This window comes from Bradyrhizobium oligotrophicum S58, assembly GCF_000344805.1.
Classification (GTDB): Bacteria; Pseudomonadota; Alphaproteobacteria; order Rhizobiales; family Xanthobacteraceae; genus Bradyrhizobium; species Bradyrhizobium oligotrophicum.
Window position 1 is genome coordinate 3,021,045 of the sequence record NC_020453.1, and the last position, 11,455, is coordinate 3,032,499.

Consider the following 11,455-nt stretch of genomic DNA (forward strand, 5'->3'; position numbering starts at 1 on the left):
TCACGACACGCGGGGCGGGGAGGCGATGGCCGCTGAGGTGCCGCAGCGCAGGGAGACCTGCGCGGACGAACGGCATCTTGCGGACGTGAAGTCGTGTGGTCCTGACCTCCCGGTGCCGAGGTCAAGTTGACGCCAGCGCTTGCGCATTGCGTCGATGACGGGGGCAATCAAGCCGGTCCCCGGGGAGAGCACGAAGTAAGCGTGAAGACCGTCGCGCAGGGAAGGCCGGGCGTTCTCGGCTGCACCTGTGGTACCTGCCGCTGCATTTTGTTAGCAGGCGGGCCGCAGGCGTCAGCCGACGCCTGGCCTTCCCTGCGCCCTCTGCACCTGAAGAGGGGCATGTCGATGCATCACTCGGGCGTTGTCAGCCGCGAGATTGCGCACGCTTGTCCATGCTGTTTGAGACGTGAAGCGGAACGAGCCGGACAGGCGCTGCCGTAGGGTGGGCAAAGCGGCCGCCCGCAGGGCGGTGGCGTGCCCACCGTCTGTCGGCGCACTGCGGAGGAAATGGTGGGCACGGCGCGCGTGAGGCCGCCATGAAGCGGCGACGGCGCGGCGCGCCTTTGCCCACCCTACATTTGATCGTGAGGCCTCAGGCCCGGGTGCCGGTGAACGGGAAGCTGCCCATGAAGCCGATGCCCATCTCGCCGGAGATGGCGTCGCCTGCGACCGTGCCCTTGAAGTCGAGCGTCAGCGGCATCGGGCTGGTGATGGAGACCTTCCAGGCGACGTCGTTGCCGTTGACGGTGCCGTCGAAGATCTCGGCGGAATCGCCCTCCGCGGCCTGGGTCCCCGTCAGCGTCGCGCCCGCGCTGGTCACGCTCAGGGTCGCGCTGCGCTCGCCCATCGGCGTATTCAAGGTCAGATTCCAGTTGCCGTCCACAGCCATCGATCGTTCTCCCGGTGTTGCTGTTTGCGCAACCTCGAGGCAACGACCTCGAGCATGCGTTCGGCGCCCTATAGCGCATCTTTGCTCATAAGCCCAATACGGCGATCAGGCCCGCGCGGCCCTGAGGCGGTTTGCCACCACGAAGCGGAAGGCGATGAACTGCAGCGCGAAGGCCGCGACCTTGGCGCCTCCTGCAACCACGGTGATGTAGAGCACCCACAGCTTGATGTCGCCGTTCATGGCCATGGCAACCGTGCCGAGGCCGAGGGTGAACATCAAAGCCGCCCAGGCGTAGCCGGCGGCCGTGACGTATTCCGGAATGGTCTCCGAGACGATCGGCGGCACGTAGCGCAGCATCCAGCCGCGCTTGAGCATGATCAGGCCGATGGCGAAATGGCCGATCGCGGGCTTGGCGAACATGAAGCGGGGATCGTTGGTCAGGAGCGTGACGCCGCCGAGCACGATGACGAGTCCGACGCTGGCATAGGCCATGAAGCTGAGGTGCACGCCCTTGATGCGCGCCCAGATCACCTGCACCACGGCGACGCCGACCGCAGCTCCGGTGGCCAGCACGACATCGTCGGTCGCGATGTACAGAATGAAGAACACTGCGGCAGACAGGAAGTCGGCAGCCAGTTTAGCAAACACGTCTTTCACGCACGTCTCCTGGGGCAGTACCGGCCACGAATCCTGGCCGGACATTGCGGCGGCACTCTGTGCGGCCATGTCCTTGCTCTTACGATACTCAGGATACCAGCGCGTGAAATAAAGTGCACTGTTGCGGGCGCCAAAAGCGATCGCGAGACCGGTCCAATAGGGCAGGCCGGGGACGTAGAGCGTCATCAGGTTGCCGACGATCATCAGCAGCGCCGACAGCGTCCAGGCACCGGTGATCACGTAATTGGCACGCAGGAAGCCCGGAATTGCCGCTGTTTCCGGCGGAACGTCCTCGATCGCATATTGCAGGGTGAAGGGCGCGCGCAGCAGCATCGAGCCGAGCGACAGCGCGAAAATGCCGCAGTCCACCGCGAGCCGCACCGCGGAGGCGCTCATGGTCGGGTCGACGAAGCTGAGGTAGCCGGCGACCATTGTGAACACGACGGCGGAGCCGAGTCCCAGAATCTTGATCGATCGGCCCTTGGCGATGTCGAGCGCGACCACCGCCAGGCACAGCGCAGCCGCCACCGTCAGGCTGAGCGTTGCCGAGACGACCATCATCAGCGCCGCATAGACGCCGTAGGGCGCAAGAATGAGGAAGATGGTCATCGATGGCTCCTCCCGAGCCGATCTTTACGGTGGAAAGATGAGTACGGGGCGCGCGGCTCCCGGTCAAGTCAAATCTTGACAGTGTCAAAATATCGTGAGGAGGATGACTTATATCGTTGGATCAGATGCTTACGGATGAGATCGGCGGCGGCGCACTAGGCCGCCTCGACCCAGTTGCCGTGAAAGCCGTCGGGAACGCGATGGCCGAGGTGGACCAGCGCGACCGGACCGCTGCCCACATCGGTCGCGTTGAACACCGCGAGGTCATTGGTGTTGGAGTCGGCGCGCCAGACCACGGTCAGCAGCCAGCCATCGCCCTCGGCGGCCTCACAGCTGCGCGGCACGAACACCGGCTCCGAGAGGCTGTCGCCGTCTGGCAGCAGATAGGTCCCGCGGCGTGCGCCGGCGCCGTCGACATGGGCGAGGCCGGAGAGCGCGCCGAACAGCGGGCCGTCCGGATTGGCGCACGCGTACCAGCCGTGGCGGCTGGCGAGCCCGGCGCGGCGGTCGTCGATGCGCGGGAATTCGCCGGTGAGGTCGTCGAGGTAGGTTTGCGTGAAACGGTCGCTGCTGCCGGCGAGATCGAAGGTCCAGCGGCACAGCCGGGCGCGGGACTTGGTCGGGTCGGTCGGACGGCCGTCGGGATGCGGAAACAGCGGCGGCTCGTCGAACTGCATGACGTCGGCGATGATGCGGCTGCCGTCCTCCCACGCGTTCATGATGTGGAAGACGTAGCAGGCGTCACCGCGAAACCAGACGATGTCCTTGATGTCGCCGCTGCGCTTCATCACACCGACATGGGCGCCCTTGTCGGGCTCCCAGGCGTAAGGCGGCTTGCCGGACATCGCGCGCTCGATGCTGCCGGTGAGCGGCAGGATCGGAAACAGCACGTGGTTGGCCGTGACGATGAAGTCGTGCACCATGCTGGCATAGGGCGCTTCGAAGCGGTCGAAGCGCGCAAGCTTTCCACCCGCGTCGACCGTGCCGTAGGACAGCACCGGTGTCAGCGGGCCGGCGGCGTTGTAGCCGAAGAACAGCAGCTCGCCGGTCACCGGATCGGTCTTCGGATGCGCAGTGAAGGCGCCGCGCAGCCGGCCGCCGAAATCGTGATAGCCCGTTGTCGCCAGAGTGCCGGGCTCGATCTCGGTCGGCAGATGCGCCTCCTCGAGCGCGAGCAGCCGTCCGGCATGGGCGATGATGTTGGTGTTGGCGACGCCGCCGTCGGTGACATCAACAGGCGCATCGGGGAGCTTGCGGCCGAAGCCGCCGAACAGCGCGCGCCCGGCACGGCGCTCGGCCTCGAATTTCGGCGTCCGGATCCAGCGGTTGCGATAGGACGCGCGGCCGTTTTCGAGGTGGAAGGCGTGCAGCATGCCGTCGCCGACGAACCAGTGCGCGCCGGGTGCGTCGAATTGTGGATTGGGACCGTTGCGATAGAGCGTGCCGTTGAGCTCCCGCGGCAGTTCGCCGGTGATCTTCAGAAACGGCGCGTCGCATTCGAACGGAATCGGCGCGAGATTGCTGCGCTCGCGCCGCGCTTGCGGGGCGGGGTCGCGCGATTGTCCATTCATGGCCGTTCCTCCACTTTATCTTTACGTTGTAAAGATAAAGCTAGCCTTGCGGGCCACGCCGGTCAAGACGAATCTTTACGCTGTCAAAATTGCTTGTATAAGGAGGCTCATGACCAGCAAGACGGAACAGGTTCGGGCGCGGCCCCGACGCATGGCAAGGCCAGCGACGCGACCGGGACGGCGACGCGCCGCCGGTGGCACAGCCGAGGCGGCGACGCCCTATCATCACGGCGCGCTGCGCGCCGCGCTGCTCGAGGCCGCCGAGCGCGTGCTGGAGCGCGACGGTCTCGCCGGGCTCACCCTGCGGGCGGTGGCGCGCGAGGCCGGCGTGTCGCACGCGGCGCCGACGCATCATTTCAAGGATCTCACCGGCCTCGTCAGCGAGCTCGCCGCGATCGGCTTCACCCGGTTCAATGTGGCGATGAAGGCGGCGGGCGAGCAGCCGGGCACGCTGATCGAGCGCGCGATGGCGCGGGCGCATGCCTATGTCGCCTATGCGCAGGCCAATCCCGGGATGTACGGGCTGATGTTCCGCACCGAGCGTCTCGATTATTCGCGGCCCTCGCTGCACGATGCGGCCGAGGCCTCCTTCGCCGGCCTTGCCGGATCGGTCGCTCCCGGCAGCGCGGGACAGCCGGCGGGCGAGCCGCAATTGTCGCTGGATCAGGCGGCGGCGATCGCCCGCGCCTGGTCGCTGGTGCATGGCTACACGATGCTGCTGCTGGATGGCCGCCTCGCCGACATCCTGCGCCGCTCGCCGCCGGGCACCGACGCCGAATCGCTGCTGGAGGCGATGCTGCGCGCGACCGTGCCGAGGCTGCCGCCGGGTGCGTAGGAGGGCCGATGCGGACCATGATCGGAACGAAGAATCATGGCAGGGGGCTGCAAACTGGGGACGGTTCGCGCCGATGGCGCGAAACACCTGACAGCCTCGCGAATTTAATTTAGAACGACGGCCTTGCGACGTCCACTTATCAGCTTTCGGTCATGTCTCCCATTCCCCCGACCAAACCCTACCGCATCGGCCGCTCCAAGACGGGGCTCGGCCTGTTCGCCACCAAGCCGATCAAGAAGGGGACCAAGATCGTCCGCTATTTCGGTCCGCTGCTGGATTCGAAGAAGGCGGAGGACGACGCGATCGAGAACAAATATCTGTTCGAGCTCGACAAGCGCTGGACCATCGACGGTTCCGTCCGCGAGAACGTCGCCCGCTACATCAATCATTCCTGCAAGCCGAACGCCGAATCCGACGTCAAGCCGCGCAAGAAGAAGATCATCATCCGCGCCATCAAGAACATCGAGCCGGGCGAAGAGATCAACTACGATTACGGCACCGACTACTTCAAGGCCTACCTGAAGCCGATCGGCTGCAAGTGCGAGGCCTGCGAGAAGAAGCGGGTGAAGAAGAAGGCCGAAGCGCGCGCCGAGCGGGTGCAAGCGAAGGCAAAGGTAGAGCGCAAGGCCAAGAAGAAGGGCGAGAAGCCCGTCAAGGACAGCGCCAAGCCAAAGGCCAAGTCGGGCAAAGTCAGCGCGCGCGGCAAGGCCGAGAGCCGCCGGCCAGTGGCCAGCAAGCGGGTCAAGACCAAGTCCACCGCAAAGACGCTGACCAGCCGCGCCAAGGCGGCCTGATTTCGTCAGCCCAAGTCCGAGGCCTCCTAAGGCCGTTTGGCGAAGGCCAGCGTCGTCCAGGTCACGCCCGCAGCCCGGTTCTCCGCGCCGAGGGACTCGCCATGCCGGTTGAGCTCGAGCGCCAGCCCGAGCTGCCGCGCCGGCTCGACGATGCTCTCGGCATCGATCTCGAACATCCGGCGGCCCGGTGGTACCGGTCCGTGTCGCAACGCCATGATCAGCATGCCGCCGGGAGCGACCCGTGCAGCGATGTTGGGCAGCGCCCGCCGCCGTTGCCCGTCGTCGAGATGCATCAGGACGGCGGTCAGCATCACGAGATCGAACTGCTCCCCGCGAGCCGCCAGTGTGGCGAGCTCTGGAAGGCAGTCATCGACCCAGATGATCGCAGGCGAGGCATGCAGCTGTATGGCGCGGATGCGCAGCGCATCGGTCGGCTCGACGGCCACCACCTGATGTCCAAGGCCTGCAAACCACGCGGCGTCGCGCCCCGTGCCCGCTCCGATGTCGAGCACCCGCGCGGGCGCTTTCGGCAGCAGATGAAGCACGGCCGCATGGGCCTGTTCCGACGGGATGCTTTCGTATCGCACGAACAGACTGTCGGCCTCGGCGGCGTAACCTTCCGTTCCGCTCACATGCGGCTGCATCGCTGCGATCTCCTGCGGCCTCCGATCATGCCGCAGATATCTTCGCCGCGCATGGGAAAAACCAGTGAGGCGCGAGCGCCGTGCCGCTCGATCGCAGCGGCCGGCGCTCATCACCCCAGCTGTGTCACGCCGTGACCGCCTCTGAACTCCGGCGCAAGCCCATGTATTGCAGCTCGGCAAATACGCCGGTCGCCACGGCCTGGGCCGCGACGAAGATCTCACCCAGCACGTTGGGGGCGATGAGGCCTGAGAACAGCAGTGCAATGCTGCCGACCGTCCAGGCCGCATTGCCGGCGATGACGAGCTGGATCAGCGGCTTTGGCGCGACCGCGCGCGAGGCGAGCCAGCCCACGAGCATCGTATAGGCGACCAGGAACAGACCCGTCTCACGCAGCAGCGCCTCGGGCAGTTGCAGCAGCGGCGCAAGCGGGCTGGCGGCCGCGGTGAGCACGAGCGCTGCTACGCCGCTGAACAAGGCGTCGGCGAGCAGGGCACGGCGGAGCAGGGAGGACGAAGTGATCATGACGGGTCTCCTTCGGTTGCGGGATAAGAGATCGGTTCAACGGAACCAGGCGAGGAGCTGACGGCGCAGGCGCATCGGGCGCAGCGAGCGTACCGCCCGCGTCTCGATCGCCTGGACCTGCGCGAAGACGACGCTGCCCGTGACGTGCAACAGCGGCTCCGGCAGGTTGAGCGAGCGCGCAACGATCCTTACGGCCAAGGCCGCGAGCCACTGGCCGGCTGCGACGAAGGGATGATCGTTCTGATGGGGTTGCGTGCTCATCGTCACCTCCTATGCGACGACCATGCGCGGGATCGGGAGGCAATTCGATTACCTCACACGTCATGGAGGCGCTGACGTCCGCGTGATAGGTTTTCGGTCATGATGATCCAGCTCGCTTCGGCGCGTGCCGACCGCGTCAAACCCGTTCATGTCGGCGAACATCTGCGGCAGTGGCGGCAGCGCCGGCATCTTTCCCAGCTCGATCTGGCGCTCGATGCCGAGATCTCGGCGCGCCATCTGAGTTTCGTGGAGACCGGACGGGCCGCGCCGTCCCGCGACATGGTCCTCAAACTGGCGGAGCGATTGGACGTGCCATTGCGTGAACGCAACGTGCTGCTGGTCGCCGCCGGCTATGCGCCGGCGTTCCAGCAGCGCCCGCTGGATGATCCGGCGCTGAAGCCCGCCCGCGAGGCGATGAACCTGGTGCTCAAGGCACATGAGCCCAACCCCGCGCTCGCCGTCGACCGGCACTGGAACCTGGTCGCAGCGAACCGGATGATTGCGCCGCTGCTGGCAGGCGTGCCGGAGCGGCTGCTCGCGCCGCCGCTCAACGTGCTCAGGGTGGCGCTTCATCCCGAGGGACTGGCAGCGCAGACCGTCAACCTCGCCGAATGGAGTGGACATCTGCTGGAGCGGCTGCACCGGCAGTGCGAAGCGACCGCCGATGCCGAATTGCTGAGGCTCTATGAGGAGCTGAAATCCTATCCGTTCCCGGCGCGCTCAGTGCCGCTCGCGGCCGACAGCGTCGCGATCCCGCTGCGGCTGCGGGTCGGCGGGGACGTGCTGAGTTTTTTCTCGACCACCATGGTGTTCGGAACGCCGGTCGACATCACCTTGTCGGAGCTGGCGCTGGAGACGTTCTTTCCCGCGGACGAGCTCACGGCCACCAGGCTGAAGGAGATGGTTACCTCGCTGTGACCCGGCTTGTGCTGGCCGTCGACGGGTTTATCTTGGGCGGATCCAACGCGAACCTGGAGCGACGCGCATGAGCACGTTGAAGCCGCTGACCATCGATGTCGTCTCCGACGTCGTCTGTCCCTGGTGCTACATCGGCAAGCGGCGCATCGAGGAGGCGCTGAAGCTCGCGCCGGACGTGCCGGTCGAGATCCACTTCCGGCCGTTCTTTCTCAATCCCTGGGTGCCGCGCGAGGGCATCAGCCGTGACGAGTATCTGACCACCAAGTTCGGATCGGTCGAAGCCTACAAGGGCATCGCGGGCCGCGTGGTCGCGGCCGCGGAGCAGGAGGGTCTCAGCTATCATCCGGAGCGCGTCGCGCGCCAGCCCAACACCACCGATTGTCACCGTCTGATCCATTGGGCCGGCGCGATCGGCAAGGCGCCCGAGATGAAGCAACGGCTGATGGAATTGTATTTCCGCGATGGCGGCGATCTCACCGACGTCGATGTGCTGGTCCAGGCCGCGGCGGATTGCGGCCTCGATGCCGGCGTCGTCCGCAAGATGCTTGCGAGCGACGACGATGTGGCGCTGATCTCCGCCCAGGCGCAGGAGGCGGCCGAGAAAGGCATCTCCGGCGTGCCGACCTACGTGTTCGCGCAGAAATACGCGGTGTCAGGCGCGCAGGATCCGCAGATGCTGGCGCGGGCCATTCGCCAGGTGTCGGCCGAGGTCAACGCCGAGGCTGCGGAGTAGCCGTGCGGTTCTTCGCCAAGTCGCGAATCGCGTGGACGGCGCGCCGCGCAAAGCCGAGGCCCTCGCGTCGCGCGATCAAGGCAGCGTGGATGATCTCGACGACGGGATCGCTCTTATAGAGCGGGACCAGCACGTCGCCGATCGCCAGCCGTCCGCGCCAGATCGGGTTGATCATCGGATGATCGGGCCCGGCGGTCGAATCCGCGGAGCTGATCGCGGGGTCGTTGCAGAGATGCCGCGTCAGATCGAGCGTCAATTGCACGCCCGGCGAATATTTCGCGAAGCGCTCGTCGACGCCGAGCTTGAAGAAGAAGGCGCGGCGCTGGTGGCGCAGCACGATGCCAGATGCGACTGCGGTCTCTCCGGCCAGGAGACTGACGATCTCGCAGGCATTGTCCTGCGCGAGCAAAGGCGCCGCGCGCCGGATGAAGGTTGCGTCGCCATCGTGCTGGATCAGCGCCGTGCCGCGCCGTCCTTTCCAGCCGCTCGCCTCCAAGTTCAGAAAGATCTCGAGCGCTGCGGAGACCTCTCCAGCCGCGCGCGCCACCTCGAAACGGACCTCGACGTGCTCGGCGAGCCGATGACGCTGGCGGCGCAGCTCCTTCAGCTTCTTGGCGCCAAGGGCGTCTTGCAGCACCTTCTCGCCATCGCTGGTCGCATCGAGGTAGGCGCGCTCATAGGATTGCACGACGCGTGAACGCAGGCCCTCGCGCCGGAGCACGCTGTCGAACGCCTGCATCACGGGGCCTGCGACCGACATGTCGCGCAGGAGCACGGCGCGTGCACCCGTTCGTCGGGCTTCGCCGAGCAGGCGCGCCAAAGCCGGCTCCGCACTGGCCGCATCGAGCAGGGGCGTGCACAGCGTGCCGTAAGGATGGCCGCTGGCAAGCGCAGGCAGCGGCAGCTTGCAGGCGCGCCACAGTGACGTGACCGGCATCAGGCCGATGAGGTGGGAGGGCTGAGCGTCATCCCATGCGCACAGAACCGACGTACCGGTGCGGCCGCGCGCCGAGGCGTTCACCGCGCGCTCCCACCCGGGGAGATAGTAGCCGTTTGGCTCCAGCGCGCGTTCGGCGAGATCCTGCCAGGCCTGCGGTGCTACCGTTTCAAGCGGAACCCATGGTGTCGTCCGCGCGGGCATGGGATCCGCACCCCGACGATCCGCGGTGGATGAGGCAGGTGCCATTGCACGATCGATGATCTCGGCCACGTCCCGATGGTCCCCTTGCTGCACACGGTCGCGCAACGCGGTCGAATGGTAGGGCAAAGCTGACAAGATAGGCCTTGCCGGTCAGCTAAGATTCGAAGGGCGCCGTTAAGTCGCCATTCACCACGTCGGAAGCCGGTTCAGCGGATCAGCGCAACGTCGCGGAAGGCGCCGACCAACGGCTTCTCGAGCTTGCCGTCCATGCCTTGAAGGATCTCGTAGGCCTTCTCACGTGCCATCACCGGTTTGTAGCTGCGATATTCGATCAGCGCCGAGAAGATGTCGGAGATGGTGAGGATCCGCGTCAGGTCCGGGATGTTGTCGGCCATCAGCCCGTCCGGATAGCCGCTGCCATCCAGAAATTCGTGATGGTGGCGGACCGCGTTGAGGACCTCCGCGGTGATCGCTGCGTTGTCCTTCAGCGCGTCATATCCCGCCGTCGGATGGGTCTCGACCAGCGCGCGCTCCTTGACGTCCAGCCGGCCAGGCTTGTCGAGGATGGTCAGTGGGATCCTCGCCTTGCCGATGTCGTGGAACATCGCAGCCATGTACAGCCGCTCCAGATCCGAACTGTGAACGCCGAGGCTCAGGCCGAAATCGACGGTGATGCCGGTCACCAGCAGGCAGTGCTGATAGGTGCCTTCATGATGACGGCGAACTGTTGCGAGCCAGTCGGACAAGCCGTTTTCGGCGATGCAGTCGGCAATGCGCTTGCCGGCACGTCGCGTCTCCTCGACATCGATCGCGGCGCCGCCGAGCACCGCTGCGAACATCGAGGCGATGCAGGCGGCGCCTGCAAAGGCGGCCTGGCGATCGTCGGCGGCAACGCTCTTGGTGTTGGATTGGGGCCGCGCATCGAGCAGTTTTCCAAGCAGCTGATTGCGGCTCGGCGTACTCGACAAGACGCTGGTCGCGCCGAGCGCGTAGGCCTGCACGGTCGAGAGACGCGACTTGTGATTGGTCAGAAAGATGCGGCGAGGAATGCGCGCCAGGCGGTCGGAGATTTCCTTCAGCGCCGTGATGTTGTCGACGTCGCGCAGATCTGCAGCCACGACGATCGCGTCGATGTCGCCGCCTCGGATATCGGCGTCACCGATCAGTTCAGATGTGAGCGAGCAGCGCTCAGCCAGCATGCCGCGAAGCAAAGCAAGCTTGGCCGTATCGTCGCCAACGAGGTGAACGTTCATGAATAACCAGACCCAGGTCGTCATTCCGCGTTTCGGGACCCGATGTTCCGCAGGAATCGTTAAATTTGCGCCATTCGTTCGCTCGTCGGTCGCGGGTTTGCGTTAGCTAAGAACTAACACTCTCCAGCCGAGTGGTAGCGGGTTCCAGGGTGAGGCGGCGCATGATCCGCTCCGATCGACTCTGTCGATCCGGATCAGCTCAGGGTTGAATCATTTCGTCGGCAGGATGGGTTTGAAATCTTGGGACAAACAATCGCTTGCGGTCGCACGGCGCCGGTCGATGATCTCACTTTGCTTGATCGTGAGCCGATAGGTCTGACGCCGGAGCGGAGCGCCGGCCACCGAGATGATCTGGGCGCGCACGCAGGCGGTCCATGCATCGCCGGCATCCGTGCGCTTGGGCGGCGAGGCCTCGAGGTCGCGCGGCTGTGTCGTGGGGACGAAGATCATGTCGAGATTTTTGCGCACGAGAAGCGGAACGTCGGGCGCAGCTTCCGCAGGCGGCGGCTCGGGGTCCCTGACGCGCATGAAAGCGGGAAGACGCGATTGGCTGTCCGCGGCACAGCCGGCGAGAAGCAGAGCCGCGAGCAGCCCCACGCGCGACGCCATCAGCGGCATTTTCGACCG

The 11,455-nt window shown here is 65.8% G+C and carries 13 protein-coding genes and 1 pseudogene; 4 read left to right on the forward strand and 10 right to left on the reverse strand.

The genetic code is table 11. The annotated features are described in order from the left end of the window. Window positions 1-592 precede the first annotated feature (592 nt). From S58_RS13115 to S58_RS13130, 4 genes and pseudogenes are all read right to left on the reverse strand, one after another. Window positions 593-889, reverse strand: coding sequence for a hypothetical protein (locus tag S58_RS13115; protein ID WP_015665805.1), 297 nt, complete (start codon window positions 887-889; stop codon window positions 593-595). 105 nt (window positions 890-994) lie between these two features. After that, a complete protein-coding gene (locus S58_RS13120) occupies window positions 995-1,546 on the reverse strand; it encodes a septation protein IspZ (RefSeq protein WP_042340725.1) in 552 nt (183 codons plus the stop codon). 27 nt (window positions 1,547-1,573) lie between these two features. Further along, window positions 1,574-2,155: pseudogene (locus tag S58_RS13125) on the reverse strand (hypothetical protein); the annotation flags it as partial. A 155-nt stretch (window positions 2,156-2,310) separates the two neighbouring features. After that, complete coding sequence (locus S58_RS13130) at window positions 2,311-3,726, reverse strand: carotenoid oxygenase family protein (protein WP_015665807.1); 1,416 nt, start codon at window positions 3,724-3,726, stop codon at window positions 2,311-2,313. Between the two features lie 109 nt (window positions 3,727-3,835). Here S58_RS13130 and S58_RS13135 point away from each other — a divergent pair, with 109 nt between their 5' ends. Continuing rightward, window positions 3,836-4,561 carry a TetR/AcrR family transcriptional regulator gene (locus S58_RS13135; RefSeq protein ID WP_015665808.1) on the forward strand — a complete coding sequence of 242 codons (726 nt, stop codon included), beginning with the start codon at window positions 3,836-3,838 and terminating at the stop codon, window positions 4,559-4,561. Between the two features lie 152 nt (window positions 4,562-4,713). Next, a complete protein-coding gene (locus S58_RS13140; RefSeq protein ID WP_015665809.1) occupies window positions 4,714-5,355 on the forward strand; it encodes an SET domain-containing protein in 642 nt (213 codons plus the stop codon). Window positions 5,356-5,381: 26 nt separating this feature from the next. On the opposite strand, the gene S58_RS13145 is transcribed toward S58_RS13140, so the two are convergent. The 3 genes from S58_RS13145 to S58_RS13155 all read right to left on the reverse strand — a co-directional run bounded on the left by S58_RS13145 (window position 5,382) and on the right by S58_RS13155 (window position 6,783). Continuing rightward, window positions 5,382-5,999: a class I SAM-dependent methyltransferase gene (locus tag S58_RS13145; RefSeq protein WP_015665810.1), complete on the reverse strand. Its 618-nt coding sequence runs from the start codon at window positions 5,997-5,999 to the stop codon at window positions 5,382-5,384. Window positions 6,000-6,123: 124 nt separating this feature from the next. Beyond that, window positions 6,124-6,522: a hypothetical protein gene (locus S58_RS13150; RefSeq protein ID WP_015665811.1), complete on the reverse strand. Its 399-nt coding sequence runs from the start codon at window positions 6,520-6,522 to the stop codon at window positions 6,124-6,126. Between the two features lie 36 nt (window positions 6,523-6,558). After that, a complete protein-coding gene (locus S58_RS13155) occupies window positions 6,559-6,783 on the reverse strand; it encodes a hypothetical protein (RefSeq protein WP_015665812.1) in 225 nt (74 codons plus the stop codon). Between the two features lie 102 nt (window positions 6,784-6,885). On the opposite strand from S58_RS13155, the gene S58_RS13160 reads away from it, so the two are divergent. Together S58_RS13160 and S58_RS13165 are read left to right on the forward strand one after the other, a co-directional pair. Continuing rightward, window positions 6,886-7,701 (forward strand): helix-turn-helix domain-containing protein, encoded by an 816-nt coding sequence (locus tag S58_RS13160; protein WP_042340727.1) that lies wholly within the window; start codon window positions 6,886-6,888, stop codon window positions 7,699-7,701. Window positions 7,702-7,768: 67 nt separating this feature from the next. Further along, window positions 7,769-8,434, forward strand: coding sequence for a DsbA family oxidoreductase (locus S58_RS13165; protein ID WP_015665814.1), 666 nt, complete (start codon window positions 7,769-7,771; stop codon window positions 8,432-8,434). Here the strand turns inward: S58_RS13165 and S58_RS13170 are convergent. The 3 genes from S58_RS13170 to S58_RS13180 form a co-directional block, all read right to left on the reverse strand. Further along, window positions 8,412-9,635, reverse strand: coding sequence for a GNAT family N-acetyltransferase (locus tag S58_RS13170; RefSeq protein WP_377812871.1), 1,224 nt, complete (start codon window positions 9,633-9,635; stop codon window positions 8,412-8,414). The genes S58_RS13165 and S58_RS13170 overlap by 23 nt on opposite strands. Before the next feature lie 146 nt (window positions 9,636-9,781). Further along, window positions 9,782-10,828 carry an HD-GYP domain-containing protein gene (locus S58_RS13175; RefSeq protein ID WP_042340728.1) on the reverse strand — a complete coding sequence of 349 codons (1,047 nt, stop codon included), beginning with the start codon at window positions 10,826-10,828 and terminating at the stop codon, window positions 9,782-9,784. Between the two features lie 210 nt (window positions 10,829-11,038). Continuing rightward, the gene (locus tag S58_RS13180; protein WP_015665817.1) at window positions 11,039-11,446 is read right to left on the reverse strand and encodes a hypothetical protein; all 408 of its coding nucleotides are present in this window, start codon (window positions 11,444-11,446) and stop codon (window positions 11,039-11,041) included. Window positions 11,447-11,455 lie beyond the last annotated feature (9 nt).